Source organism: Micromonospora parva (genome assembly GCF_000718515.1).
GTDB lineage: Bacteria > Actinomycetota > Actinomycetes > Mycobacteriales > Micromonosporaceae > Micromonospora > Micromonospora parva.
Window position 1 is genome coordinate 93,430 of sequence record NZ_JNZS01000013.1, and the last position, 26,562, is coordinate 119,991.

General features: G+C 71.2%; 21 protein-coding genes. 7 read left to right on the forward strand and 14 right to left on the reverse strand.

Annotated features, from left to right (window positions below):
• Window positions 1-9: 9 nt before the first annotated feature.
• Window positions 10-2,139 (reverse strand): PhoX family protein, encoded by a 2,130-nt coding sequence (locus IF22_RS0119870; protein WP_030334154.1) that lies wholly within the window; start codon window positions 2,137-2,139, stop codon window positions 10-12.
• 249 nt (window positions 2,140-2,388) lie between these two features.
• Here IF22_RS0119870 and IF22_RS0119880 point away from each other — a divergent pair, with 249 nt between their 5' ends.
• Together IF22_RS0119880 and IF22_RS0119885 are read left to right on the forward strand one after the other, a co-directional pair.
• On the forward strand, window positions 2,389-2,883 hold the full coding sequence (locus IF22_RS0119880; RefSeq protein ID WP_030334158.1) for a sigma-70 family RNA polymerase sigma factor: 495 nt from the start codon (window positions 2,389-2,391) through the stop codon (window positions 2,881-2,883).
• Window positions 2,880-3,587 carry an anti-sigma factor family protein gene (locus IF22_RS0119885; RefSeq protein WP_030334160.1) on the forward strand — a complete coding sequence of 236 codons (708 nt, stop codon included), beginning with the start codon at window positions 2,880-2,882 and terminating at the stop codon, window positions 3,585-3,587. Before IF22_RS0119880 ends, IF22_RS0119885 begins: the two co-directional genes overlap by 4 nt.
• Before the next feature lie 108 nt (window positions 3,588-3,695).
• On the opposite strand, the gene rarD is transcribed toward IF22_RS0119885, so the two are convergent.
• The 4 genes from rarD to eccE all read right to left on the reverse strand — a co-directional run bounded on the left by rarD (window position 3,696) and on the right by eccE (window position 7,649).
• A complete protein-coding gene (rarD, locus tag IF22_RS0119890) occupies window positions 3,696-4,613 on the reverse strand; it encodes an EamA family transporter RarD (RefSeq protein ID WP_030334162.1) in 918 nt (305 codons plus the stop codon).
• Complete coding sequence (locus IF22_RS0119895) at window positions 4,610-5,107, reverse strand: GNAT family N-acetyltransferase (RefSeq protein ID WP_030334164.1); 498 nt, start codon at window positions 5,105-5,107, stop codon at window positions 4,610-4,612. The genes rarD and IF22_RS0119895 overlap by 4 nt, the downstream gene beginning before the upstream one ends.
• Window positions 5,108-5,234: 127 nt before the next feature.
• Window positions 5,235-5,621: a phage holin family protein gene (locus IF22_RS0119900; protein ID WP_030334166.1), complete on the reverse strand. Its 387-nt coding sequence runs from the start codon at window positions 5,619-5,621 to the stop codon at window positions 5,235-5,237.
• 87 nt (window positions 5,622-5,708) lie between these two features.
• Window positions 5,709-7,649 carry a type VII secretion protein EccE gene (gene eccE, locus IF22_RS0119905; protein WP_209444580.1) on the reverse strand — a complete coding sequence of 647 codons (1,941 nt, stop codon included), beginning with the start codon at window positions 7,647-7,649 and terminating at the stop codon, window positions 5,709-5,711.
• A gap of 288 nt (window positions 7,650-7,937) precedes the next feature.
• Here eccE and IF22_RS0119910 point away from each other — a divergent pair, with 288 nt between their 5' ends.
• Together IF22_RS0119910 and IF22_RS0119915 are read left to right on the forward strand one after the other, a co-directional pair.
• Window positions 7,938-8,258, forward strand: coding sequence for a WXG100 family type VII secretion target (locus IF22_RS0119910; protein ID WP_030334170.1), 321 nt, complete (start codon window positions 7,938-7,940; stop codon window positions 8,256-8,258).
• A gap of 21 nt (window positions 8,259-8,279) precedes the next feature.
• On the forward strand, window positions 8,280-8,573 hold the full coding sequence (locus tag IF22_RS0119915) for a WXG100 family type VII secretion target (RefSeq protein ID WP_030334171.1): 294 nt from the start codon (window positions 8,280-8,282) through the stop codon (window positions 8,571-8,573).
• A gap of 85 nt (window positions 8,574-8,658) precedes the next feature.
• Here IF22_RS0119915 and mycP read toward each other — a convergent pair whose 3' ends face one another.
• Window positions 8,659-9,876, reverse strand: a complete 1,218-nt coding sequence (gene mycP / locus IF22_RS0119920; RefSeq protein WP_030334173.1) for a type VII secretion-associated serine protease mycosin — start codon at window positions 9,874-9,876, stop codon at window positions 8,659-8,661.
• Between the two features lie 152 nt (window positions 9,877-10,028).
• Here mycP and IF22_RS0119925 point away from each other — a divergent pair, with 152 nt between their 5' ends.
• Window positions 10,029-12,902, forward strand: coding sequence for an SseB family protein (locus IF22_RS0119925; protein WP_030334175.1), 2,874 nt, complete (start codon window positions 10,029-10,031; stop codon window positions 12,900-12,902).
• A complete protein-coding gene (locus IF22_RS0119930; protein WP_030334177.1) occupies window positions 12,899-13,264 on the forward strand; it encodes a hypothetical protein in 366 nt (121 codons plus the stop codon). Before IF22_RS0119925 ends, IF22_RS0119930 begins: the two co-directional genes overlap by 4 nt.
• A 4-nt stretch (window positions 13,265-13,268) precedes the next feature.
• On the opposite strand, the gene IF22_RS0119935 is transcribed toward IF22_RS0119930, so the two are convergent.
• The 4 genes from IF22_RS0119935 to acs all read right to left on the reverse strand — a co-directional run bounded on the left by IF22_RS0119935 (window position 13,269) and on the right by acs (window position 22,177).
• Window positions 13,269-14,201, reverse strand: a complete 933-nt coding sequence (locus tag IF22_RS0119935; RefSeq protein WP_030334178.1) for an alpha/beta fold hydrolase — start codon at window positions 14,199-14,201, stop codon at window positions 13,269-13,271.
• A 211-nt stretch (window positions 14,202-14,412) separates the two neighbouring features.
• The gene (locus tag IF22_RS0119940) at window positions 14,413-16,848 is read right to left on the reverse strand and encodes an immune inhibitor A domain-containing protein (protein ID WP_030334180.1); all 2,436 of its coding nucleotides are present in this window, start codon (window positions 16,846-16,848) and stop codon (window positions 14,413-14,415) included.
• Window positions 16,849-17,183: 335 nt separating this feature from the next.
• Complete coding sequence (locus tag IF22_RS0119945; RefSeq protein ID WP_030334182.1) at window positions 17,184-19,979, reverse strand: immune inhibitor A domain-containing protein; 2,796 nt, start codon at window positions 19,977-19,979, stop codon at window positions 17,184-17,186.
• A 233-nt stretch (window positions 19,980-20,212) separates the two neighbouring features.
• On the reverse strand, window positions 20,213-22,177 hold the full coding sequence (gene acs / locus IF22_RS0119950) for an acetate--CoA ligase (RefSeq protein ID WP_030334184.1): 1,965 nt from the start codon (window positions 22,175-22,177) through the stop codon (window positions 20,213-20,215).
• A gap of 460 nt (window positions 22,178-22,637) precedes the next feature.
• Between acs and IF22_RS0119955 the strand changes: the two genes are divergently transcribed.
• Entirely contained in the window at window positions 22,638-23,384 is a 747-nt protein-coding gene (locus tag IF22_RS0119955; protein WP_030334186.1) for a Fic family protein, read from the forward strand.
• 67 nt (window positions 23,385-23,451) lie between these two features.
• Here the strand turns inward: IF22_RS0119955 and IF22_RS0119960 are convergent, their stop codons facing one another.
• The 4 genes from IF22_RS0119960 to IF22_RS0119975 form a co-directional block, all read right to left on the reverse strand.
• Window positions 23,452-24,255, reverse strand: coding sequence for an HAD family hydrolase (locus tag IF22_RS0119960; protein WP_030334188.1), 804 nt, complete (start codon window positions 24,253-24,255; stop codon window positions 23,452-23,454).
• 24 nt (window positions 24,256-24,279) lie between these two features.
• Window positions 24,280-25,407: a tyrosine-type recombinase/integrase gene (locus tag IF22_RS36180; RefSeq protein WP_342446909.1), complete on the reverse strand. Its 1,128-nt coding sequence runs from the start codon at window positions 25,405-25,407 to the stop codon at window positions 24,280-24,282.
• A complete protein-coding gene (locus IF22_RS0119970) occupies window positions 25,325-25,753 on the reverse strand; it encodes a DUF4304 domain-containing protein (RefSeq protein ID WP_030334192.1) in 429 nt (142 codons plus the stop codon). The genes IF22_RS36180 and IF22_RS0119970 overlap by 83 nt, the downstream gene beginning before the upstream one ends.
• A 430-nt stretch (window positions 25,754-26,183) precedes the next feature.
• Window positions 26,184-26,486, reverse strand: coding sequence for a hypothetical protein (locus IF22_RS0119975; RefSeq protein WP_030334194.1), 303 nt, complete (start codon window positions 26,484-26,486; stop codon window positions 26,184-26,186).
• Window positions 26,487-26,562: the final 76 nt, after the last annotated feature.

The window sequence follows — 26,562 nt, forward strand, 5'->3', positions numbered from 1 at the left end:
GTTACGACCTCAGCTGCCCACCGGGCCGCCGTCGAGGCGCCAGGTGACCACCACGCCCGGCTTGGCGTAGTCACCGTCCGGCCAGTTCGAGGCCGGGTTCTCCACCGAAGCCCCGCTGATCTCGCCCGGGTGCTGCACCGCGACGAAGAGCGAACGGTTGTCGCCGGTGATGAACGGTCCGCAGGTCTCCGCGCCGAGCGGCACGGTCAGGAACTGCTTGAGGTGACCCCGCTGCGGACCCTCCACGGCGGTGGCGAACAGGCCGTCGTTGCTGCCCAGCGCGTTGCCGTCGGTGGAGATCCAGAGGTTGCCGGTGGCGTCGAAGGCGACGTTGTCCGGGCAGGAGATCGCTGACACCTGGGCCTTGTCGTACCCGGCGAAGTAGGTCGACGGGTCGGTCGGGTCGCCGCAGACGATCGGCAGCGACCAGGCGAAGGTCTCCGCGGCGTTGTCGTTGCGGTCCTCGACCAGCTCCAGGATCTGCCCGTGCTTGTTGGCGGTGCGCGGGTTGGCCTCGTCCGCCTTCGGGTTGCTGCCGACGCCGCGGTTGGTGTTGTTGGTCAGCGCCACGTACACCTTGCCGGTGAGCAGGCTCGGCTCGACGTCCTCGGGGCGGTCCATCTTGGTCGCGCCGACCTTGTCACCGGCGAGCCGGGTGAAGGTGAGCACGTCCGCGGCGGTCATCCCGTCGACGAACGACCGGTTGCCGCTGACCAGCTTGATCCAGCGACCCCGGCCGTTGAAGGCGCCGTCGGTGGGGAGCCTGCCCGAGCCGTCGATCTCGGCGGCGCTGCTCTGGTCGAGCTTCGCCACGTAGAGCGTGCCGGACTCCAGCAGGGTCAGGTTGTGCTTGCGGGCAGCCCAGGAGTTGCCCTTCATGAACTTCTTGTCCGAGACGAACTTGTAGAGGTAGTCGAACCGCTCGTCGTCGCCCATGTACGCGACCACGTGGCCGTCCTTCGCGACGATCACGTTGGCGCCCTCGTGCTTGAACCGGCCCAGCGCGGTGTGCTTGCGCGGGCGGCTCTCCGGGTCGAACGGGTCGATCTCGACGACCCAGCCGAAGCGGTGTGCCTCGTTGGGGTGCTTCGCCAGGTCGAAGCGCTCGTCCGCGCGCTCCCACCTGCGGCTGCCGCTGGGGTAGCGGCTGGCGGTGCCGATGCCGTAGCGGTCCAGCTTCGGCTTCAGCTCGGCCGGGGCCGCGTCGGCGCCCACGAAGTACTGGTTGAAGTTCTCCTCGCCGGAGAGCACGGTGCCCCAGGGGGTCACCCCACCGGCGCAGTTGTTCAACGTGCCGACGACGGTACGACCCTTCGGGTCGGCGGCGGTCTTCAACCAGGCCGAGCCGGCGGCCGGGCCGGTGAGGTCGAACTTGGTGCTCAGCGCGGTGACCCGCCGGTTGTAGGGCCGGGGGCCCTTGCTGACCGGCTGCCACTGCCCGGTGCCCGCGACCCGTTCGAGCTCCACCACTGACATGCCGTGCGCGGCCATGGCGGTGCGCAGCTGCTCCACGGAGAGGCCGTCCAGGCCGGGGAAGCCCGGGAACATCAGGTCCTCGTTGGTGTACTCGTGGTTGACCACGAGCAGCGCCCGCCGGCCCTGCTTGTCCAGCGGCAGCACACCCACGAAGTCGTTGTTGTAACCGAACTGCTTGGACTGTGCGGCGGCGCTCTGGTGGTGCAGGTTGAACTCCGGTGCGCCCGGCAGCACCGGGTCACCCCACTTGATCACCACGGCGTGGTCGTAGCCGTTCGGCACGACGAGGGTGTCCAACTTGTTCGGTGGGATCGGCTTGAAGGTCAGCGCTCCGCTGCCGACCCCGGTGCTCGGACGGCCGAAACCGAAGGCCTCCGGGACGTCCGGGATGGTGGCCGGTGCGGCCACGGCCGGGGCCGCACCGGCGAGCGCACCGGCCGCCGCGCCGCCGAAACCGAGCACCAGCGCGCCCACCGCGCCGGCCCGGACCACGCCACGCCGGGACATCTCGGCGTTCACCACGTCGCCGAAGTACGCGTTGTCGGAGGTGTTCGGCACCGGGTGGTCGCAGGCGTTTCCGCACCGGTACAGACAGGTCATGGCGTCACGGGTGCCATGGCGGGCGCCGGTCAACAGGGGGAGCAGCCGGGGGCGGTCGCTCATGGGGGAGGCCTCCAGAGGAGTCGGTGGCACGACAGGCGGCGTACCAGCCGGACGCTAGGAGGACGTGGTGAGCGCACGTCGGCCACGGTGTGAACCGGGCATGAACACCTTCGTGGGCGGCAACCACCCCGCAACCGGCCTGACCTCGGGCTGAACCGATCGGCGTGACCGCACGTATTCCCAGGCGGACGCCACCGCCGCACGCGCGCCGGAAGCGAGGAGACCGCCATCAGCGACCACGACGCCCAACTGCTGCGCGCGCTGCACGACGAGCACGCGGAGGCGCTGTACGCCCACGCCCTGCGGCTGGTCAACGGGGACCGGCAGCGGGCCGAGGACCTGGTCCAGGAGACGCTGCTGCGGGCCTGGCGACATCCGGAGTCACTCGACCCGAGACGCGGATCGGTGCGGTCCTGGCTGTTCACTACCGCCCGCAACCTGGCCATCGACGCCTGGCGGCGGCGGTCCACCCGGGTCGGCGAGGTGTTCACCGACGACCTGCCCGAACCGCCCGAGGTGATCGACGAGGCCGAACGGGCGGTGGAGGCGTGGACCGTCGCCGAGGCGCTGAACCGGCTCAGCCCGACCCACCGGGAAGTGCTGGTCGAGTGCTTCTACCAGGGGCGGTCGGTGGCCGAGGCGGCATCCCGCCTGGGCGTGCCGCCGGGGACCGTGAAATCCCGCACCCACTACGCGCTGCGGTCTCTACGGTTGGTCCTTGCCGAGATGGGGGTGACGGGATGACCCGGTGCGAGTTCGCGTACGACGACGGCGCGTACGTGCTGGGTGCACTGGCCCCTGCCGAGCGGGCGGCCTACGAGCGGCACCTCGGCGGCTGCGCCTCGTGTCGGGAGGCGGTCGCCGAGATCGCCGTGCTGCCCGGGTTGCTCGGACGCCTCGACCCGGCGGGACTGGAGCAGATCCTGCCGCCGCCGGCACCGCCCAGGGTGCCCGCGCTGCTCGCCGAGGCCCGCCAGCGCCGACGTCGGGAACGCTCCGCGGACCGGCGACGGTACGCGCTGACCACACTGGCCGCCGCCGGGCTGGCGCTGCTGGTCGGCGTGGGCACCGCAATGGCGCTGCCTCGACCGGCCGGGCCGCCCGGGGCGCAGGGCACCCCGGCCCCGCAGGTGTCGATGGTGGCCATGCGACCGGTGGCCGCCGCCGGGCCGGTGCACGCCGACCTCGGGCTCACCGGCACCAAGTGGGGTACCGAGGTGACCATGCGCTGCGGGTACGACGCGCGGACGAGCTACGGCAAGGCGTACCCGTTCCGGCTCGTGGCGCGCGGACCGAACGGCGCCACCGAGCAGATCGGCTCCTGGCTGGCGGCCCCCGGTGACGATCTCAGCTTCACCGGTGCCACCAGGTTCACCGACGCCGAGCTGGTCAGCGTGGAACTGCAGAGAGCCGACGGCACGCCGATCCTCACCTACGCCGTCCCCTGACCCTGCGCGCGGTCCTCCGCGATCTTGCACTTTCTGCACTCTCATAAGGGGCATGGAAGGGCATATCGACGACCGAAACTGCAAGATCGCGGGGGCCGGGGGGTGGGATTACGGGGTGGGGACGGGTTCCAGGATCCGGGCCTGGGCCCGGGTGCGGCGGGAGTTGCGGACCGCGTCGGCGGTGAAGACGATCAGGGCCAGCCAGACCAGCGCGAAGCCGGCCAGACGGGCCGGCGGCATCGGCTCGTGGAAGATCAGCACACCGCAGCCGAGCTGAAGGATCGGCGCCAGGTACTGGATCATGCCGAGGCCGCTCAGGGGTAGCCGGTTGGCTGCCCCGGCGAACATGAGCAGCGGAATCGCCGTGGCCGCGCCGGCCAGCACCAGCAGCGCGGTGTGCCCGGCGGAGACGTGCCCGAAGGTGAGGTCGGCCTTCGCCGTCAGCCACCCCAGGTAGCCCAGCGCCGGCAACGCCAGCACCGCCGACTCGACGAAGAGCCCCTCGGCCGCCGGCAGCCCCAGCCGCTTCTTGACCAGGCCGTAGCCGGCGAAGCTGAACGCCAGGGTCAGTGCCAGCCAGGGCAGCCGACCGTAGTCAACGGTGAGCACCGCGACCGCCGACGCGCCGATCCCGAGCGCCACCCACTGCGTCGGGCGTAGCCGCTCCCGCAGCACCGTCACCCCGAGCAGCACCACGACCAGCGGGTTGATGAAGTAACCGAGCGCGGTCTCCACCACCCGGTCGGAGTTCACCCCGTAGATGTAGGTGCCCCAGTTGACAGCGATCAGCGCGGCGGCGGCCACGATCCCCGCCATCGCCCAGGGGCGGCGCAGCAGCGCCCGCAGGAAGCCGACGTTGCGCAGCGCCGCCAGCAGCAGGGCCACGAAGACCACCGACCAGACGATCCGGTGGGCCAGGATCTCCAGCGGGCCGGCGGGTCGCAGCAGCTTCAGGTAGAGCGGAAAGAAACCCCAGAGCAGGTACGCGCCGAGGCCGTAGAGGTATCCCAGGCGGAGTGGTGTCACGCTTCCACCGTAAGGGGCGTAGTGCTGCTTTGTTCCTTTCCGGTGATCGGGGTCACCGGCGGTCGCCGGTCGAGCTGCATCCACCGCTGCGGGTTGTCCAGCGGCGTGAAGCCAACCCCGGCGTACACCTGGTGCGCGTCGTTGGTGCAGAGCAGGATCCGGCGTACGCCCAGCTCGGCCAGGTGGTCGCGGACCGCACCGGCCAGCCACCCGCCCAACCCCCGACCTCGGGCGGCCCGGTCGACGTACACGTCGCAGAGCCAGGCGAAGGTGGCACCGTCCGTGACGACCCGGGCCACCGCCACCTGGCGGCCGTCCTCCGGACGGTAGATGCCGAACGGCAGTGAGCCGGCGAACGACCGTTCGGTGGTCTCCCGGTCCCGCCCGAGCGCCCAGTACGCGTCGGTGGACAACCAGTGGTGCACCAGGTCCAGATCGATCCGCGCCGGATCGGTGCTGAGCAGGTGTCCGTCGGCGTAGGTCAGTGAGAACATGCCGCGACGCTAACCGCCGGGATGGGCACCCGGGCCGGCCAATTCCCGAACTCTGGTCAGCGGCCCGCCGGGGCCCCGGACCAGGTCGGGGCCCCGGCAAGCCGGGTCGGTGCTGGCTGGTCGCCGGTCAGTCCCGGTCGAGGACGGCGCCGAGGATCCAGGTCACGATGCTCACGAAGAGGGCGCCGAGCACCGCCGCCGGCCAGAAACCGTCCACTTCGAACGGCAGCCCGGCCTGGTCGGCGATCCAACTGGTGAGCAGGAACAGCAGACCGTTCACCACCAGGGCGATGAGACCCAGGGTCAGCAGGTAGAAGCCGCAGCCGACGGTCTTGATGATCGGCTGGAGAACAGCGTTGACCACACCGAAGATCACCGCCACCAGAAGCAGCGTGGTCACCGTCTCGGTGGCCGAGTTCGAATCCAGGGAGATGCCCGGAATGAGGAGCGTGGCGAGCCAGAAAGCCAGAGCTGTGCTGGCCAGCCGAATCAGCAGACCTTTCAGAAAACCCATGGCGGGGATCGTGCCACGGACCACGCACCGGCGTAACCCGACAGCTGGCCATCCTGGTGATCAGCCGCGCCTCGGCGGCCCGACTGGTCAGCCGCGCCTCAGCGGCCCGATCAGCTGCCCCTCGATCGGTGTGGGGGACAGCAGCGCCCAGCGCAGCGCCCGGCGGTTGACCACCGCCACCATGTCCTCCCGGATCCGGGTCAGCCACTCGGCCGAGCCGCCCAGCCCCAGCGCGGCTCCGGCCAGGGCGGCCTCGGCGGAGGTCAACGGCTGGAGCAACGCCAGGTCGGCCCGGCTCAGCGTGTCCACATCCGCCGGTGTCAGCTCGTCGCGTACCACCAGTGTGGCCCGCCACGGCGGGCCCGGCGCGGCCTCGGCCGCCACCGGCCCGGCGTCGACGATCACCAGCAACGGACGCAGCGCCGTACCCACCCCGTCGGCGACCGCCCGACCCGGCGGCAGCAACGGGATCGTGCCGCCCGGTGCGCCAACCCCCCGGACGAACGGCTCCCAGGCGCGTGGCCGGACCGTCTGCACCACCACCAGGGCGCCGAGTGCCAGCGCGCGCAGGCCCACCAGTTGGGCGGCGCGCACCCCGCCGACCAGCAGCACCCGGGTGCTCTCCGGCCGGAACAGTCGTACGGTGACGGCCCGGCCGTGCCGGTTGGTGCCGACCATCAGCCCCGCGTCGCCCACCGAGAGCTCCCAGTCGGTCACCGCCGCGCCGGGCGGCGACCCGGGTGCCGATGGGCGGGGCTGCGCTCCGGACGCCGGCAACGCCAGCGGCAGCGTGGCGGCCAGCCCGCTCAGGTGGGCACCGTCGAGCCGCCGCAACTTTCCGCCCAGGTCGGTCACCAGTCGGATCAGCGCCTCGGTGGCCGCCGCCAACTCGGCCGCCGTCCCGGCCGCCAGACGCACCGTCAGCTCGGTCGGCACCGTTGTGGTCGCCGGTGAATGCGACGACGGCGTCATCGTCGGCGCCGGACCCGAGCACATGGACACCGTCGTGGCCGTCGCCGGCAGCGCGAGCAGGCGGGGCACCAGCCGGCGTCCGCCCGTACCGCCCGGGTCGGGCCACCGGGTCAGCAGGAAGGTGGCCTGGACCAGGGTGCCCGACCGGATCACCGGCCAGGACTCCCGGACCGGTTCGTCGTCCTGGTGGGCCAACTCGCCCAGGACGCGCAGCGCCGCCGGCACCCCGAGCGGCCGCGCGGCCAACGGCCCGAGACGCCTGACGATCCGGCGGACCGTGCCGGCGAGCACCCGGCGCAGATCCTCCTCGGACCAACCGTCGACCCGCAGCACCCGGACGGCAACCACCGCCCGTTCCCGCCCGGCGAGCCGCCCGTCGGTGAGCTGCCGGTACGAGGTGCCGACCGTGCCACCGGCGCTCGGTACCGGTGCCGGTGCGCCCGCGAGCAGCAGTTGGACCAGATGCGGGGGCAGGTCCGGCCCGGCCGGCGGGAGCAACGCGGCCGGGGCGGGGATCGCCTGGGACGCGTCACCCAGCAGGTCGCCCGGGTCCCCCAACTCCAGCAGCGCGACCATTCCCGTGGTGTCCTCCAGGACGGCCGCCGGCCCACCGGTCAGCTCGGTCGAGCGGACGACGGTGCCCGGGGCGACCAGGTCGAGCAGTTCGGCTGCTCCGGCCGGCCCGGTCAGCGCCCGGCGGCGGGTGAGGTGCCCGACGGCGGTGCCCAGCCACTCGAAGAGCCAGCGCCCCCGAAGCGGCACCCAGGCGGCCGCCACCAGCAGCACGGCCATCAGGGCGGCTACCGCGACGACTGGTGCGGGCCGGCCCAGGGCGACGAGGACGAGCGCCGCCGCTACCTGCGCGGTGACCAGTTGGCCGGCTCGCGTGCGGGCACCCGCGCGACGGCCGACCGCCGCCCAGCGGCCCACCGTCGACCGGCGGCGGGGCGCGCGCTGATCGGCCGAGGCCAGGCCACTGTCGGTGGGTCGGCCCGGCCCGGTCGCCGGTGCGCGGGCCCCTGCCTCGGAGTCGACAGGGGTCGGTGGGTGCGGCACCGTGCCTCCTCGACCAGTGGGAACCGGGTCGGGCGGTCGGCCGCCGCTGACGGCCCGTCACGCGCCGCGACGTGGCTGCGGCACATCGTAAGCGACCGATGGCCGCCTCGGTTGTCCACAGGGGAAGCCCGGGGGGTAGCAGAACTGCTACGAGGTCGCTACCGTCAGCCACGAAGTCCTTCGCTGACCCGTGTCTCAGTGCTCGACGACCGGGCCAAGCGACGACGCGTCGCCCACCGTGGACGCGTCGACGGCCAGGTGCGATCCGAGAGACGAGGTGACGTCCGGGTGTCCCAAACCAAGGCAGAAGCCGCAGTCATGCAGCAGACCGCCGCGAAGTTCGAGCAGGTGGACCAGTCGTTGCAGTCCATGCTGACCGGCCTGTTGGCCGAGCTGGAGGTGTTGCAGCAGGCCTGGCGTGGCGCTGGCGGCCGGTCGTTCGAGCAGGTCAAGCAGCAGTGGTCACAGGACCAGGCCGCGCTGCACCGCGCCCTGCGGGAGACCGCCGGTGCGATCCGCACCGCCGGCCGGCAGTACGACGTGTCCGACGACGAGGTGGCCAGCCGGGTGGCCGGCACCAACCGCGGCGGCATCCAGTTGCCGCTCTGATCCCGCTGGGGAGGGAATCCGATGGACCATGGTGTGCTGGTCGTCAACTTCGCCGCGCTGCAGCAGGCCGGCGCTGACATCCAGAAAGCGTTGAACACCCTCGACGCGCAACTCGGGCAACTCGAACGAGACGCCGCCCCGCTGGTGGCGAGCTGGACGGGCGAGGCGCGGCAGGCCTACGAGCAGCGGCAGGCGCGGTGGCGCTCGGCCTCACAGGACCTCCAGGCGATGCTGCGTGACATCAGGCTGGCGGTGAACGACTCCGCCACCGACTACCTGGACACCGAAAAGAAGAACACCGGGCTGTTCCAGTGAGCGATGTGGGCCGGGAGCGCTGACCGTGTCCGGGTCAGCGCCCCGCCCGCGGCCGGTCGCAGGTTCGGGCCGCGGGTGGGTGGGCTCAGGCCGGGCCGGCCGGGCGCCAGCGCCGACGGGCGCCCCGGGGCACCACCACTGCCAGCAGAGCCACGGTGAGCGCCGTCATGCCGACCACCGCGCCGACCAACAGGGCCCGGTCCCGAGCGGCGGCCCGGCGTGTCTGGCGGGCGAGTCGCGCCGGGTCGGCCCGATCGTCGGCGAGCGCGGCCACCGGCAGCGCTCCCGCCGGCCGGCCGCCGCTGGTCTCGGTGACCGCCCGGTAGGGATTCAACACCCCGGCGCCGTACCCGCCGCCGTGGCCCGCGCCCGGAGCTGGATCGGCGGTGGCGATGATCCGCTCCGCGACCTGGGCGGCGGTCAGCTCCGGCCGGTACTCCCGCAGCAGAGCTGCCGTGGCGGCCACGAAGGGCGCCGCGTAACTGGTGCCCTCGACCCGGTGGTGGCCCGCGCCGGGGGCGGCGGTCAGCACCTCGCTGCCGGGTGCCACCAGGTCGACGTGCGGGCCGGTCTGCGAGAAGGTCGCCCGCCCACCGTCCGCCCCGATCGCACCCACGCCGAGCACCCCGTCGTAGCCGGCGGGGAACGGTCGGGGGTCCCCGCTGTCGTGCAGGTTCCCGGCGGCGGCCACCAGCACCACGTTCCGGTCGACCGCGTACCGGACGGCAGCACGGACCTCCGGGTCGTCCGCGTACAGCACCACGGACAGGTTCACCACGTCGGCGTCATGGTCGACGGCCCACCGGATGGCCCGGGCGAACTCGTCGGCGCTGACCGTACGCCCCGACTCCCGCCCCTGCACCACCTGTTGCTCACTCACCCGCACCGGCAGGATCCGGGCGCCCGGCGCCAGCCCACGGAAGGCGACGCCGGGGCGGGGCGCCGCCGCGATGATGCTCGCCACACCGGTGCCGTGCCCGGCGCAGTCCCGACGGCCGTCCCCGCCGGGGTCGAGCAGGTCGGCGCCGGCCAGCACCCGCCCGGCCAGTTGCGGGTGCGCCCGGTCCACCCCGGAGTCGACCACCGCGACGGTCACCCCGACGCCGGTGGCCAGCGGCGCGAGCCGCGCGGGGTCGTACCGTTGCTGCGGCCAGGGCGTGGCGGTGACCGGCCGGACGGGGGCGAGTGCTGTCGCGCAGGCCGGCGCCGCCCGGAACCCGGCGGCGACGGTCGGAAGGGCCGGTACGGTCAACAGGCTGGCGGCCAGACCTGCGAGGACCGGGCGCGTGATCGACCGGGACATCGACGCCCTCCGTATCGTGTCGGCTCCGGAACGGGATGTTATCGCCTCCTCGACACCCTGACCGGCCGCCGCCGGCCTGCCATTGTGATCTTGGTGCCACCTTGTAGGTTGTACGCGATACCTGTGGCCTGTTCTCGGAAGGGGAGGTGGCCGTGACCGCATGGGAGCCGGCCACGGAGGCCGAGGTGGCGATGCGCGACGCGCTGCGCGCCAACGACCAGGAGCTCTACTTCCGGCTCCTGTCCCGCACCGATGTGCTGCTGCCGATCTCCGCGCCGACGCGGCCCGGCCAGCCACCCGCCGGATGGGGCACCTGGACCACCGGCGGCCGGACCCACGTCCTGGCCTTCACCTCCGCCGCCGCACTGCGGGCCTGCCTGGGCGACAACGCCGGCAGCAACCGCCGCATCCCCTTCGCCGATCTCGCGGCCGGTTGGCCCAACCACGAGTGGTGGCTCGCCGTCAATCCAGGGCTGCCGGTCGAGGGTTACCTGCCGGCCTGGTTCGTGTCGCAGCTGTCCCGGGGCGACGTGCGACTGCCCGGCCGGGCCATGGGTGCCCGCGCTCGGCTGGAGCGAGCCGAGACGTTGGCCCGCACCCGGCCCGGCATGCCACCTCGCGACGCCGCGTCAGCCGCCGGATCGGCCCCGGCGACCGGGGCTGCCTCGCCCGCGCCCGAGAGTGTTCCGATCGCGCCCCGAAGGCCCAGCCGCGGCGGACTGCCCCGGGTCGGTACGCCGTCGGTGCCGGGCCCGGCACCCCGCCCACCGGTTCCCGCCGAGCCGCCGCGCCGCGCCGGCCAGGAGGACCTGCCCGCCGCCGGCCAGCGGCACCCGAGCGAGCCGCCCCGGCCCGCACCCGGCGCCGGAGCCCTGCCCCGCACCGGCCGGCCGTCCCGGTTCACCCCGTTGGCGTCCGCCGCCCCCACCACCGAGCAGCAGGGGCCGAGCGGGGGCTGGCCGGCGCCGACCCGGCCGGTCGGCGACGGCCCCGCCGTGGGCAACGGCAACAGCGGTCCCCAAGCGGCACCCCGGCGCTCCTTCTTCGACCCGAGCCCCGCCCGTGATCCGGCCGCGAGCGGGGGTCGTCAGGGTGACCGGGCGGCCCCGCCGACCCGGTTCGGGCGAGGCAGTCAGCCCTTTCCGCGCCGTCGCCCAGCCGATGCGCCAGCCGACGAGCCGGCGACGAGGGCCTTCCAGGTGGCAGCGGACCCGGCAGCCACCCAGCCGATCCGTCGGCCGGAGGGCGGCCTCGGCACGTCCCGGGGCGTGGACGCACCGGCATCCGGCGAGGAGATCACCCAGCCGCTGCCGCCGCGTCGGCACAACCCGCTTGCCGAGGAGCCCACCCGCGCGTTCCGGGTGACCGCTGAGCCTCCCCTGACCGGTGCGCCTGGGCGGCCCGACCCTTCGGCGGAGGCGACGCAGGCGATCCCGCAGGACCGGCCGGGCCGGCTCGGGCCGGCGGAGGACCTGCCGGAGTCCGTCGCGGAACCGGTCTCCGGGCCACCCGCGCCGCGCCGCGGCTTCACGCCCATCGTCATCGAGGGCACCATCATCGAATCCCGCGACCTCACCGACCCGGTCGAGAGCGGCGCGCCGGCCGAGACGGCCCACCGGCCCAGCCCCGCCGAGGCCGCCCCGCCACCGTTCGGCTCGCCGTCCCCCGGTCCGGGCCTGTTCGTTCCCTCGCCTCCCGGCCCCGGCCCCGCCGAGGCCACCCCGCCGCCGTTCGGCTCGTCGCCCCCCGGCCCCGGCCTGTTCGATCCGTCACCCCCCGGCCCCTCCGCTCCCGCGTCGTTCAACCTCGGTCAACCGGTTGCGAGCCCGCCCGTCCCGCACCCCTCGATTCCGACGGAGGCCGGCGGTGGCCTCAATGATCCGGGTTTCGACGGCCGTGTCGACACCCCGCTCGGTGCCGACCGCGCCGACAGCGGTGCTCCGTCGGCCGGCCTGACCGGTTCGGAGCAGACCGGCGGCGAAAGCCTGTTCGGCGGCGAGAGCGTGTTCGGCGGCGACGGCCCGCACCCGCCGGCCGACGAGCCGACGCCGGTCGAGTTCGAGCCGGCCAACACGGTCGAGGAGGACCTGCTCAGCGCCGCCAGCTCCGGCAGCACCGACACCTTCCTGTCCACCCTGCTGCTGGCCCGGGTGCTGCTTCCGGCGGCACCGGACTCGACGCCGGGAAGCCGCCCGGGAGACCCCGGCTTCGTCTGGCGTACCGGGCAACTCGACGGCGAGACGTACGTGGTGGTCTACACGTCGCCGGAGCGCCTCGCCGACCACGTCGACGGGGACGTCGACACGGTCCGGGTGAAGTTCGCCCAACTGATCCGGCGCTGGCCCGACGAGGACTGGTCGTTCGCCGTCAACCCGGGCACGCCGGTCGGTGCCAAGTTGCCCGGCGAGCAGATCGTCGCGTTGGCCAACTGGGCCGCCGAGGTGGGGCTCGGCGACGACCTGGAAGTCGACCAGGTGGAGGCACCAGCCGCGGCCGAACCGGCCGCCCGCCCCCGGTACGCCCCGACGGCTGTCGACCCGACCCGCCCGACGGTCATGCAGAAGGCGATCGCACCGAGCCAGCTCGCGTACTACCTGGACCGTGGGTACGACCGGGTGTCCGGGTTCGTGCACCGGGCCGGCGAACTGTCCCACCTGACCACACCGGCTCAGCTGCACGAGGCGCTCGGCCTCAGCTACCCCGGCTCGCCGTTCGCCCCGGACGCCGACGAGATCTACGTGCTGCGCTGGCCGGCGCATCGGCCGAGCCTCTACCGCATCCCCTACGGCGGTCAGAACGAGTCGGCGATGCGGGCCATGGAGGGCTGGGTCATCGAACGCCCGCCTTTCCGGGGCAACGGCTTCGCTCCGGGTGAGAGCAGCGACGTGGTGGCCGAGTTCAAAGTGGACAGCGCGCGCCTGCCGCACGGTGCCCAACTCTGGCGGATCGGCGCGGACGGCACCGAGCGGGTGGTCGCGGAGTTGGACACCGACTCGGTCACCTGGCGACGGGTCGGGGAGGCGTGATGCGCGACGGTTACGTGGCCCGGTGGCAGGGCCGGGAATACCAGGCCAGCCCGGACGGCGACGACATCCGCCTCTACCAGCCCGAGCCCGGTGAGGGCTTCGAGGAGGTCCGGGCGGGCCGTTACGTCCGGGTGCTGCCGGCGAGCGAGATCGAGGATCTGGCGTACGTGCGGACCACCTGCACCTGGAAGGGGCAGCCGTTCATCGTGCTCGGCGAGCACGACGCGTGGCTGCGGGTGGAGTACACCGGTGGTCGCTGGCCGGTGGCCGAGGCGATGCGGCTGGAGGTCTTCGACTTCGGCGTCTACCAGGGTTGGGCACCGGCCGCCGAGGTCACCGACCTGCGCGAACAGCGGGTCTGACGCGTCAGGTCTTCGCCCACCGCAGGATCTCACCGAGCACCAGCTCCGGTGCCTCCAGGTGCGGGAAGTGCCCCACCCCGTCGAGCAGTCGCCACTCGTACGGGGCGACGACGTACCGGCCGGAGCCCAGTGCGGTCCGGGGCAGGGAGGCGGCGTCCAGGGCGCCGTGCAGTTGCAGGGTCGGGGTGGACAGCGGCTTCTGCATCAGGCGGACGAACCGGTAGCCGTGCAGCCGCAGCAGGGAGCGGAACGCCCAGCGGTAACCCTCCAGCGCGCAGAACGCGGCCTGCGGGATGCACATCGCCTCCCGGCACCGCTCGGCGTACGCCTCGAAGTCCGGCCCGGCCACCCACTGTGGGCCGCCCCACCGGCGCATGATCTCGCCGACCGCCGCGGCGCCGTCGCGGGTCAGCACGTGCTCGTAGCGGGGTAGCTGGAACTTCAACGCCGGCGTGGAGGCGGTGAACTGCCCGCGTGGGTCGGCGAAGATGGCGGCGCGCAGCCGCAACGGGTGCGGTGCCGCGAGCACCACGAGCCGGCGGACCAGGGACGGGTGGAACGAGGCCACCGTCCAGGCCACCATGCCGCCGAGTCCGCTGCCGACGATGGTCGCGGATCGTTCACCGAGCGCGCGGATCAGCCCGGCGATGTCGGCGGCGAGGGTGTAGCCGTCGTACCCCCGTGGTGGTTTGTCGCTGGCGCCGTAGCCGCGTAGGTCGACGGCGACCGCCCGGAAGCCGGCGTCGGCGATCGCCGGCAGCATCTGGTGCCAGGCCCACCAGTGCTCGGGGAAGCCGTGCAGGAAGAGCACCATCGGCCCGGTGCCGGCCTCGACCACGTGGAACCGGCTGCCGTTGGCACCGACGAAACGGTGCGTCCACGGCCCCTCGGTGAGGACACAGGACTCGTCGACGGCTCCGTCGCGCTGGTCGGTCATGGCAGACAGCCTAGGACCCGGTTGCCGCAGGCGGCCCCGGTGGTCGCGTTGAACAGGGGAAAGCCCCGGGTTGTCCCGGACCGGGGGCCAGGGGAGCCGCCTCGACCGTCCCTCGGAGAAGCCGGTCCGCGTCGTCAGCGGGTGTCGTACAACGGGCGACGCCCGGGCAGTTGACCTGCCCGGGCGTCGCTGGTTGGTGCGGGATCAGTGGTCAGCTGATCCGGATCTTCATCGAGGTGCCGTCCTGCTCCAGAACCTTGATCTTGACACCGGTCGCGGGGAGCTTGACGCCGTGGTTCGGCAGCTCCTCGTAGAAGTACTTCTTGGTGTCGTCGAACAGCGGCTCAGCGGCCTGGCCACGGATGTACTGCGGCTGGCTGTTGAGGTGCAGGGTGAACGAGTCAGCCTTGTTCAGGCTGAACGGTGCGTCGTACATCTGGACGCGGGCCCGCCACGGTGCCCCGGTCAGGTTGTAGATCGGGCGCGGGTGCGCGTCGATGTACAGGTTGCGACCCTCACCGGGGTGACCACCCGGGTTGGTCGGGGAGGCCGGGGCGGTGTTGTTGTCCGACCAGCGGGTGTTCCAGTACGAGATGAGCAGGCCCTCCTGGTACGCGTAGTGGTCCACCCAGTCCGGGCGGGTGTTCGCGTAGCCGAAGAAGTACGGGCCGGTCTTCAGGTACTTGTCGTACGAGACGTACGACCGGTTGCCGGCGATGTAGAAGTTGTCGAACAGTCGGGTGTAGGTCGCCCCGACCACCTCGAACTTCTCCAGGTTCCAGCCGGCGTCGGTCTCGGCGCCGTCGCTGAACACGGTCTGGCCGTCGGCGGTCACGGTGATCGCGTCACCGAAGAAGCCGCCCTCGGAGACGCCACCGTCGGTGACGTAGTGCAGGCGGACCTGCGCCGACTTGCCGGCGACCGAGGTCAGCGGGATGTTGATGTCCGCCCAGGCGCCGTTGCTGCTGCCGGCGAGGGCCGGGCGACCGGCACCGTCCACGCCGATCGGCTTGCCGTTGACAGTGCCGTCCAGGTCGGTCCAGGACTGACCGCCGTCTGTCGACGCCTCGAAGTAGAGGTAGTCGTAACCCGCTTCGATGCTGTACTTGCCCTTGAGCGACAGCGCCGCCGCGGACTTGCCGGTGAGGTCGAACGTCCTCGTCATCTTGCTGTCGAGGTTGTCCTCGTTACCGGAGAAGTACTGCTTGGAGCCCTCGAACGGCGGACCGTAGTTGAAGGTGTATTCCCTCTTGGGCAGCACGACCACGACGGCCTGTGCTTCCTTCGAGTTGTATTCCTGTGGGCCGAGCTTCAGCGTCTGCTTCTGCCCTGCCGCGACCACCTCGTAGTCGAGCCAGCCGAGCTGGAACTTGTTCCACGCGCCGAGGTCGCCGCCACGGTCGCCGATGCCGGCGTCGTTCTTCGCGCCGAGCCGGCTCTGGGCCATCAGGGTCCAGTGCTCGTTGCTGTTGTCGGCCGGGCCGTAGTCGTCCGGCAGGCCCAGGTCGTGGCCGTACTCGTGGTAGAAGACGCTGCGGCCGCCGTTCTCCGGCTGGATCGTGTAGTCGCGGATCCAGACGCCGGTGTTGCCGATCTGGGTGCCGCCGATCGGGAAGTTCGGCGGGCCCACGGGCGAGCTGTTGAACGCCGACCAACGGTGGCTCCAGATCGCGTCCTCACCCTGCTGCGGGTCACCGTCGGCCTGGTCGCCGCCGGAGTGGACGATCTGGAAGTGGTCGATGTAGCCGTCCGACTCGTTGAAGTCGCCGTCACCGTCGTAGTCGAAACGGTCCCACTGGTCGAAGGACTTCATCTCGGCGGCGATCTGCTCGTCCGTCCGGCCCTTGGCCTTCTGGTCGGCGACCCACTGGTTGGCGGCGTCGCGGATCAGGTTCCAGGTGTTCGAGCAGACGTTGTCGCCGCAGACGGCGGGGTCGCCGGTCGGGTCGTCGTCGGCCTTCGGGTCGTCGGAGCGACCGTAACGGGCCTCGTTGTACCGGACCTTGACCCAGTCGGTCACCTCACCCTCGACGGTGTAGCGACCGGAGGACTGAGCCTCGTAGTACTGCTTGAGCGACTCGTCGCCCGGGTTGGTGCCGAAGTAGAGCTGGCGGAAGTGCTCCGGGCTGAAGTCCGGCTGCCAGATGGTGGAGTTGTCCACGGCCCGGTTGGGCTCGGGGATCTTGTTGTGCAACGGACCGTCGAACGTCGCCGGTCCGGCGATGTCCGGGTTCATGTCCTTGTCCGGGTAGGACGGGTGGCGCTCGTCGCCGAACTCGGCCAGGATCACGAAGATCTTGTCGGTCCGCTCACGCTTGAGCTCGACGTACTGATCCCTGGTCTCCTGGCCGCCGCCGGCGGCGGAGCGCGCCTTGGCGTTGGTGCCCGTCTTGCCGACCTGGCCGACCTTGACGACAGTGCTGCCGTTGCGCTCGATCGGCTTGCTGCGCCCGCTCAGCACGTCGGCGAGGCCCTGCTCACGCAGCTCGCGGCGCTTGTCCTCGAGCTTGTCGGGGAGCTCATCCTTCAGTGCCTGTGGTTCGGCAGCGGCCGGTGCCGCGGCCGGCAGTTTGGGCTGAGGCGCCGCCGAGGCGGACGGGCCGAAAGCCAGGCCTGTCGCCGTCAGTGAGAGCCCGAGCAGACCCACTGCGACTTTGCGCACGTGGTACCTCCGGTGTGAGGGAACCGGCCCAACGGGGGTACGGGCCGGTGGGAGATCGATCCCACTAGTGGGACCAATGGTGAACTTAGACACTGGCGGGACGGGTGGGAAGACGAACGCGTCGATTTGTTGCAAGATTTTGTTGGGAATGCTTTTCACCGTCACACCCCACCGGTTCATCAGCCGCGCTGAGCAGCGCAGACCCAGACGCGAACGTATACAACGACATCCCTCGATCAGTTTGATCGCACTTACGACAGTGGGGCCGGCAGCGTCTCCGCCACCGGCCCCACCGTTACAGTTGTCGATCTGCGAAACCGTTACTTCTTGGCCGGCGTCACGTAGATCGTGGCGGACGAGTTGTCCGCGGCCGCCTTCTTGATGGTGAGCGAGACGCCGTAGTTCACACCCTGGTCACCGGGGTTGCCGGTGCCGAGCACGATCGCGCCACCGCCCAGGGTCACGCCGTAGAACTCCGGCGCCGGGCTGCCGTCCGGGTTGGTGACCCGGGTGGTGTACGGCGCGTTGTCACGCGACGGCAGGACCACCGACGCGTCGTTGTCCCGGGCGTACGCCGCGCCATCGCGCATCTCGATGCCCGGGTACCAGCCCTTGGCGTCGGTGAACGCCTTGACCGGCGCCTGGCCCTTGAACTTCGTGCAGTACGAGCTGTACGGCTCGTCCGCCGCCTCCAGGCACTCGGTGAACGGGTAGGTCCGCTGCAACGAGAAGGCCGCGTTCGACGACTGCGGACGGCTGGGCAGGTTGTCCGTCACCGACGGGTCCTTCTCCGCCGCCTCACCCGTACGCCGGTACGGGTCGAAGTGCGAGTCGACGATGAGCAGGCCGCCCTTCGCGCCGTAGCTGGGCAGCGCGGTCATCTGCCCGGTGACGTGGTTGACGTCGCCGAGCGCGGTGTCCCGGTACCAGACCAGCATGCCCGGCGCGTTGTACTTGATCCGGTCGACCTTCCACGCCTCGTGGGAGTAGATGGTGTCGTAGGTGTACTGCAGGCCCTTGTCGAAGCCGTCGAAGTTGCGCCACTCCGCCAGGTAGTACTGGGCGTGGACCTCGGTGCCGCTGGAGACCTTCCAGCCCGCGCCGGTGGTGTCGACGAAGGTGCCGCCGGTGGCGGTCCAGCCGTTGTCGCCGCCCTCGACGTCGTCACTCCAGGTGGTGGCGCCGCCGCCGGTGACCGAGAAGTCGTCGACGAACCAGTTGCGCTCCTCGAAGGCCTCGTCGGTGGCGAGGCGCAGCCGCAGCTGCACTGTCGTGCCCGCGTACGCCGACAGGTCGACGTAGTCGTGCCGCCAGCCGTCGGTGCTGCCGGTCAGGCCGTACTTCTTGCCGCCGAAGTCGTTCATCCGGCCGTTCGGGTCCGGGTAACCGTCCGGCGTGGTGACAACAGTGCCACCCTCGTCGTACACCTTCTGCTCGGTCCAGGTCGTGCCGCCGTCGGTGGAGAGCTCGACGAAGCCGTAGTCCCAGTCCTCCTCGATGATGTAGTTGTTCCACATCCAGAACTTCGAGTCGGCGGCCGCCGGCACGTCGACCGAGCGGCTGAGCTTGACGTCGGCCCACTCCTGGTCGTTGTTGCTGTGCCACATCTTGGTGCCGCTGTGCGGGGTCGCCAGCGTCGTCACCTTGTCCGGCAGGTCGACCTTGATGCCGTCCTCGGAGTCGATCGGGGTGCGTGAGGTCTGGCCGAGCTTCACCTCGCGCGGGTTCGACCCGGGGCGGATGGTCAGCGGGTCGGCCCAACCGAGCACCCACTTGTCCCAGATGCCCATGTGCGTCGGCAGCGCCTGGAAGATCTCACCCGAGTGCGAGCCCGAGGCCATCAGGTCCCAGAAGTCCACGTCGGAGTCGGCGTTGCCGGACGTGTCGTAGAGGTCCGGCAGGCCCAGGTCGTGGCCGAACTCGTGAGCGAAGACGCCGACACCGGCGTCCTCCGGCTGCACGATGTAGTTCGACGCCTTGATGTTGGTGCCCGGGATGGTGTAGCCACCGGCGACCGTGGAGGAGTGCGCCCACACGGCGTACACGCCCTCGGCGCCGCCACCACGGGACTTGCCCTGACCGGCGTGCACCAGCACGAGGTGGTCGATCACGCCGTCCGGCTCGAAGACGTTGCCGTCACCGTCGCGGTCAGCCTGGTCCTCGATGTCGTAGTCGGCCCACGGGAAGTTCGGGTCCTTCGCGACGAGCGCGTCGATCGCGTCGGTCGCCAGGCGGCCCGCGCCGGCCGGGTTGTCCGGGTGGCCGTTCATCGACTGCTCACGGCCGGGAACCCAGGCGCCGGTCTCGTCCTGGAAGCAGCGGTTGGCCGCGTACCAGCCCTCCGAGTGCGGCACGGTGATCCACGGGCTGGCCTGCCCGTCCACCGTGTACGCGTTCTTGGACATCTCCAGGTACATGTTGTGCATGGTGCGACCGGACAGGTCGATGCCCTTCTTGCCGTCCGGGCCCTTCAGGTCCGTGCGGACCCGCTCGGTGATGCCCTTCTTGCTGTACAGCATCTTGTTGTAGTGCTGCGGCGAGAAGTCCGGCACCCACATCGAGTTGTTGTCCTCGTGGGGCAGGCGCGCCGGGTCCGGGATCTTGTTGTGCTTCGGGCCGTTCTGGACCGTGCCGGGCACGCAGGTGCGGTCCTCGAACACCGTCTTGGGGACCATCACATCGGTGAAGTCGTCGTTGGCCTTGTCGTTGAACTCGACAAGCAGCGTCAGCAACTTCGCCGTCTGGGTGGTCGGCGCCTTCTTGAACTTGCGCGGGTTCTGGCCCGTCTTCAGCGACTTGGCCTCGTCCTTGGCCAGCTGCCGCGCCGTCACCGGGTTGCCCCGGGCGTGCTTCTGGTCGAACTCGCGCGCGGACTCCACGGCAGGGGTGTAGACGCCACCCTTGCCCTTCACCTCACGGCCGGCGGTGTCCGGCTGCACCTCGGGCTCGGCGTAGTTGATGTAGTACTCGTCCGCCCCGATCACCGCCCGCGGGGTGTCGGACGAAGGCTTGGCGGCCGCGCTGCCACTCACGGTCAGTGACGTGGCCGCGAGGGCGATGACGGGTAGCGCGACGAGTAGTCGTCGGCGCGACCCCGGACGGGAGTTTCTGTTCATGCCACTCCGTTTCTCGGGCAGAGGACGTCGGCCGGATCCGGTGGCGTGGGCTCATCGGGGCCGCCCGACGAGCGTGAAACTAAATGACAAACAACCCGTACGGCGGGATCGTGATCGATGCGTTATCTGTTTAACTCCCGTATCACATATGTGCGACGGACGTGCCTCCACAAAAGACGACGGTGGGTGACGGCCCGTCCGGACCGCCACCCACCGTTGGGGTACGCCTACCTTCAGTCCTCGTCGGACTTCGCGCCGCCCATCCCCGAAGAGATCAGGTCCATCACCGAGGAGTCCTGCAACGTGGTCACGTCGCCGAGCGACCGGTTCTCCGCCACGTCCCGCAGCAACCGACGCATGATCTTGCCGGAGCGGGTCTTCGGCAGCTCCGGCACCAGCATGATCTGGCGCGGCTTGGCGATCGGGCCGAGCGTCTTCGACACATGGTTGCGCAGGTCGGCGATGAGCTGCTCGCCCGCGTCACCACTGATGTCAGTGCTGCCCCGCGGAATGGCGAACGCGACGATCGCCTGACCGGTGGTCGGGTCGGTGGCGCCCACGACCGCGGCCTCGGCCACCGACGGGTGCGACACCAACGCCGACTCCACCTCGGTCGTCGAGATGTTGTGCCCGGACACCAACATCACGTCGTCCACCCGGCCGAGCAGCCAGATGTGCCCGTCGTCGTCCTTCTTCGCGCCGTCGCCGGCGAAGTACATCCCCTGGAAACGCGACCAGTACGTGTCGATGAACCGGTCGTCGTCACCCCAGATGGTGCGCAGCATCGACGGCCACGGCTCACGCAGCACCAGGTAGCCGCCACCACCGTTCGGCACCGACTGGCCCTGGTCGTCCACCACGTCGGCCACGATGCCCGGCAGCGGCGTCATCGCCGAACCCGGCTTGGCCGCGGTGACCCCCGGCAACGGCGAGATCATGATGGAGCCCGTCTCGGTCTGCCACCAGGTGTCCACGACCGGCAGCTCGCCCCGGCCGACGTGCTGGCGGTACCACATCCACGCCTCCGGGTTGATCGGCTCGCCGACGCTGCCCAGCAGGCGCAGCGAGGACAGGTCGAAGCCGGCCGGGATGTCGTCGCCCCACTTCATCATCGTCCGGATCAGGGTGGGCGCGGTGTACAGGATGCTCACCCCGTACTTGTCGACGATCTCCCAGAACCGGCCCTTGTGCGGCGTGTCCGGGGTGCCCTCGTACATCACCTGGGTGGCGCCGTTGGAGAGCGGGCCGTACACGATGTAGGAGTGCCCGGTGACCCAGCCGATGTCGGCGGTGCACCAGTAGACGTCGGTCTCCGGCTTCAGGTCGAACACCGCGTGCGTCGTGTACGACGCCTGGGTGAGGTAGCCGCCGGTGGTGTGCAGGATGCCCTTCGGGCGGGCCGTGGTGCCGCTGGTGTACAGGATGAACAGCGGGTGCTCGGCGTCGAACGGCTGCGCGGTGTGCTCGGCCGAGGCGGTCTCCACCGTCTCGTGCCACCAGTGGTCCTTCTCCGACCACGCCACGTCCTCGCCGGTGCGGCGAACCACGAGCACGTGCTCCACCGACGGGGAGTTCGCCACCGCCTCGTCCACGGTGGGCTTCAACGCCGACGGCTTGCCCCGCCGGTAACCACCATCGGCGGTGATCACCACCTTGGCGCTGGCGTCCTGGATCCGGTTGCTCAACGAGTCGGCGGAGAAACCACCGAAGACCACGCTGTGCGCGGCGCCGATCCGGGCGCAGGCCAGCATGGCCACCGCCGCCTCCGGGATCATCGGCAGGTAGATCGCCACCCGGTCGCCGGCGGTCACCCCCAGGTCGGTGAGCGCGTTCGCCGCCCGGCAGGTCAGCGCGTGCAGGTCCGCGTACGTGATGGTGCGGGTGTCGCCCGGCTCGCCCTCCCAGTGGATCGCCACCTTGTCGCCCAGGCCCGCCTCGACGTGCCGGTCCAGGCAGTTGTACGCGACGTTGAGCTGCCCACCCACGAACCACTTCGCGAACGGCGGATTCGACCAGTCGAGCACCTCATCCCACTTCTTCGACCAGGCCAGCCGGTCGGCCTGCTTCGCCCAGAAGGCCAGCCGGTCGGCCTCGGCCTCGGCATACGCGTCGACGGTGACGTTGGCGTGCGCGGCGAGTTCGGCCGGCGGGGGGAACTGGCGCGTCTCGTTCAGCAGATTGGCCAATGCCTCGCTCATGCCGTGACTCCTCATCCTCGGGGTGACCTGGGTCTCGATGGCACGAGGGTAGTCGCGGGGCCCTCGGCCGGCCACGGCTGCCCACTCCGTCGCGCCGAGTGGCCCCCGCCGCGCGCCCGACGGCCCGTGCTGGCCGGTCCCCGCCCGGGTCGTCTGCGCGGGGCGCCTTGATCGACACGGGTTCCTTGAAGTTGCGGTGTTCTGCTGAGGTGGACGCCCCGACTTCAAGAAACCCGTGTTGACCTTGCGCCGCGCCTTGCCGTGCCCGCGCCGGGCCGTGCGTCGGGGCCGTGCCGCGCCGGTTCGTGCCGCGCCGGCCCGTGCCGCGCCGGGCCGTGACCGCGCCGGGCCGTGACCGCGGCGTGCCGGATCGGGTCGGGTCGGGGCGGCTCGGGTGGTCCGGGTCGCGTTGCGGGTGGGTGCGGCCCGCCGGGTCGGGTCGGGTCGTTAGCGTGGCGGGGTGACCACCGACCCGCTCGCCCCGTTGCTCGCGCTCGCCGACGTCGCCGCCGCCGTCGAGCAGGCCCGCGAACGGTTCGACCAGGCGCTCGGGCACCGGGCGCTGCGCCGGCACGGCGGACAGGTCGCCGCCGAGGTCAGCCTGCGCTCCGCGGTGGCCAGCGCCGCCCTGGAGGGGGCCGGACACGAGCGCGAAGCCGTCCGGGCCGGCACCGTCACCGACCCGGTGCTGCAAGGGGCGCTGCGCGTCGCCGGGGCGTTGCCGGGCCTGAGCGAGCTGTGGCCGAAGGCGCCCCGCCAGGCACTCGCGAAGCTGCACGTGCTCGCCGCCCGGGACCTGGTGCCGGAAGCCGAACTGGGCCGCCCGGTGGCCGACCCCGTCGTCGCCACCCGGCTGGACGGGCTCGCCGGCCTCATCGCCGGTGGCACGAAGGTCTCCCCGTTGGTGCTCGCCGCCGTCGTCCACGGGGAGCTGCTGAACCTGCGCCCGTTCGCCGGGCCGTCCGGCGTCGTGGCGCGCGGAGCCGCCCGGCTGGTGCTGCTCGCCACCGGCCTCGACCCGCGTGGCCTGCTCGCCGTCGACGTCGGGCACCGCGAGCGGGAACCGGAGTACGTCGGCGCGGCCGGTGCCTTCGCCACCGGCACCCCCGACGGGCTGCGCTCCTGGCTACGCCACTACATGGCGGCCGTCGAGGTCGGCGCCGACCAGCTCACCACCATCGGAGACGAGATCCTCGCCGCCGCCTGATCAGTCCCGGCGCCCCCGAACGGCCCGTCCCGCGACCTGAAGGCCTGGGCAGGTGGGCGAGGAACGGTCAGGCGGTGGTGGCGGCCCGGGTGCGACGGTGCCGCCCGTACCAGGCGATGCCGATGGCCACACCCACCCCGACCCCCAGGGCCGCCGCGGCCACCGGAACCGCAGGCCGTTCCCGCCAGCGCCGGCCCAGCGGGATCGGGTGCCGGAACTCCAGCACCGGCCACGCGTTCTCCGACGCCAACTTGCGCAGCTGCCGGTCCGGGTTGACCACGCTCGGGTGGCCCACGCACTCCAGGAGCGGACGATCGCTGTACGAGTCGGAATAGGCGTACGAATCAGCCAGGTCGTAACCCCGGACGGCGGCCAACTCGCTGACCGCCTCCACCTTGCTCGGGCCCGCCGCGTAGAACTCGACCTCGCCGCTGTACCGGCCGTCGCGCACCGTCATCCGGGTGGCGATCACGTCGGTCACTCCGAGCAGCTCGCCGATCGGCCGGACCATCTCCTCGCCGGAGGCCGACACCAGCACCACGTCCCGCCCCGCCGCCTGGTGCTCCTCGATCAGAGCGGCGGCTTCGGCGTACACATAAGGGTTGATCAGCTCGTGCAGCGTCTCCGCGACGATCTGGCGGACCTGCTCCACCTGCCAGCCCTTGCAGAGCGCAGCCAGGTAGTCCCGTGTTCGGGCCATGGTCTGCTCGTCGGTGCCGCCCAGCCGGAACATCAGCTGCGCGTACGCCGACTTGACCACGTCACGCCGAGTGATCAGCCCGTCCCGGTAGAACGGCCGACCGAACGCCAGGGCGCTCGACTTGGCGATGACGGTCTTGTCCAGATCGAAGAAAGCGGCACTTCGGCCCACGGCGCGAAAGTCTAGCCGGATGGTCTATCGTCGGCGGGTGCCCGGGGTCATGCCACCCCTCAGACCTGCGGGCTGGCAGCACCATCTCCGCTCCGCGTGATCACGCTCACACTCTGCGAGGAGATTTTCGCACTGAGTGGAGTCGGCACCACTCGACGTGACGGGCCCGCTCAGGCAGACTTGTCCGTACGACGAGCTTTCACATCCTCGAAACAGGCAGACCCTCAGCGGTTGCACCCCCCGTGACCGCTGAGTGGTTCGGCTCGACCCCCCCGGAGCCGAACCTCCGACGACCCCCGTCTCCCCCCGACGGGGGTCGTCCCTTTCCCGGGAGCGCTTCCGGCCAGGTAAAGGCACACCTCCCGGGTCGGCCGGTCGAGGCGACGGGCGGAAAGTCAGCGAATCGTCAGCGAACGTCAGCCGGACCCGGTCGGCGTAGTCCTCGGGCGTGTGCGTGTACCGGTCCAGCGTCGTCGACGCCTTCTCGTGCCCGACCACCCGCTGCACCACGTTGACCGGCACCCCGTCCGTCACCAGCCACGTGATGTACGAGTGCCGAAGGTCGTGGAACCGCAGCCCGCCGACCGCCGAGGCCGCCGCGTGCGCCACCGCCGCCGCTTCCGTCAGAAACTCCGCCCGCTGCTCCCGGCCGTCCCGGTCCGGCCACGCCGCCAGCCACCGGCCCGGCGCTACCTCGGTTACCCGGCCGAGCAACCCGGCCCGCACCAACGACGGCAGCCACACCCTCCGACGGAAGTTCGACCGTCGCTGCGGCCCGCCGTCCCGGTCCGCGAAGACCAACGCCCGGCCATCCGGTGTAGCGGCGCCGCGTCGCTGCCGCAGCTCGTCGACAAGGAACGGCGGAATCGGTACCGCTTGCACGCCAGCCCGACTCTTCGGGTACGACCGCAGCACGATCCCGCCGTGGGTCTCCACGGCCACCTGGGCGACGTGCAACAGCCCTCGATCAAGGCGGCCCGCAAGCGGGCCGCGCCGGCCCGGCCCCGGCCTGCTGGCGACCTCCGGCCGGCATCGGCCGGGCCGGCCGGCCGTGTTGAAGGCCGTCGGATCAAAGTCGTTCGCGGAGTGCTGGAAGGCCATGCGCGCTGATGGCGGCGACCACCTCGCTCGCAACATCCTTGGCCTCAGCATCCTGATCCAGCTCCCACCAGACGTCCCTGTTCTCAGGCATCAGGTGGCCCAGGCGGCAGGACCAGACGAAATGACCGTAGAAGGTGCCCGGCGAAGGCTTTTCCGGTAGTTGGCTCTGCTCACGCCTGCGCGACTCCCAAACAAGCCGTGACACGGCGCAGAGGTTGACCGTGAATGTCAGCGACTCGCTGGTGTTGAACCGCGAGGACTGGAACCCGAGCAGCGCCCAGGACCCCGGGTCCGGCAGGCTGTACCGCGAGCCCGATCCCTTGAAGCCGAGGGCGCGTAGAGCGGGGGCAATATCGTCGCGCAGCATCGCACGATAGACGGCTTGCAGGTCGCCCACGTCATCACCCGCTCTGCTCTGAGAACCAGAACCTAGCGGCAAGCATGAACGACCCGGGGCGCTGCCCCGGACCCCGGCCCTCCCTCAGAGATCAGGGGGCGGGGAGCGGGGGCGGGATCTCCTCGCCCGTGCACCGAGACGGCTGCCCGAGAACCCCCGGCCGCGCCAAGGCCAAGCCGCTTCGCGGTCGCCTCCGGCGAGCCTTGACCCAGCCGGGGAACCTCGGGCAGGGGCAAGCCTGCCCGACCGAGGAGATCCCTTCAGCCGACGCGCGTGGGCTGTACAGCCATCCGTACAGCCAAGACCACCCGCGAGCGCCGACGCCACCCGACAACGGCGGGCGGATTGACCAGGGAGCAGCGACTCGACCAGGCTTCCGCGATCTTCTTCTAATCCCAAGGCCAACTGTCGACCATGCGCGGCGCGGAGATCAGCGGACAGAGATGGCCCAGATGTGCGACGGGTTGGCTTGCTCCGATCCAACCGACCATGCGTCGGATGCAACATCGATCACCTGATCTACGTACGGCTGAACGATGGCGGCTATCTCGCCGGTGACCGTCCACTCGTCAACGATCCAGCCCTCGCTGGTCATCCGGACGTGGGATCTCAACGGTTCGATCGCTTCCAGCGGCAGGACCCACGACCGCTTAAGGTAGCCGTCATCACCGAACTTGCTGACCACATTCACGGCGTGCACGAGCGCGACCGTACCAACCTCGGCGACGTTCACCAGTCCTCATTTAGTCCTCAAGAGGTCGGCCCTTGACCATCGACAGTGAGAAGTGCCGAGGGGTCGAATCCGCAGG

Bases quoted from the DNA above. Each gene is read 5' to 3' on its own strand.
- IF22_RS0119870 (WP_030334154.1), bottom strand. From the start codon at position 2,139: ATGAGCGACCGCCCCCGGCTGCTCCCCCTGTTGACCGGCGCCCGCCAT.
- IF22_RS0119885 (WP_030334160.1), top strand. From the start codon at position 2,880: ATGACCCGGTGCGAGTTCGCGTACGACGACGGCGCGTACGTGCTGGGT.
- IF22_RS0119895 (WP_030334164.1), bottom strand. From the start codon at position 5,107: ATGTTCTCACTGACCTACGCCGACGGACACCTGCTCAGCACCGATCCG.
- IF22_RS0119900 (WP_030334166.1), bottom strand. From the start codon at position 5,621: ATGGGTTTTCTGAAAGGTCTGCTGATTCGGCTGGCCAGCACAGCTCTG.
- IF22_RS0119915 (WP_030334171.1), top strand. From the start codon at position 8,280: ATGGACCATGGTGTGCTGGTCGTCAACTTCGCCGCGCTGCAGCAGGCC.
- mycP (WP_030334173.1), bottom strand. From the start codon at position 9,876: ATGTCCCGGTCGATCACGCGCCCGGTCCTCGCAGGTCTGGCCGCCAGC.
- IF22_RS0119935 (WP_030334178.1), bottom strand. From the start codon at position 14,201: ATGACCGACCAGCGCGACGGAGCCGTCGACGAGTCCTGTGTCCTCACC.
- IF22_RS0119945 (WP_030334182.1), bottom strand. From the start codon at position 19,979: ATGAACAGAAACTCCCGTCCGGGGTCGCGCCGACGACTACTCGTCGCG.
- acs (WP_030334184.1), bottom strand. From the start codon at position 22,177: ATGAGCGAGGCATTGGCCAATCTGCTGAACGAGACGCGCCAGTTCCCC.
- IF22_RS36180 (WP_342446909.1), bottom strand. From the start codon at position 25,407: ATGCTGAGGCCAAGGATGTTGCGAGCGAGGTGGTCGCCGCCATCAGCG.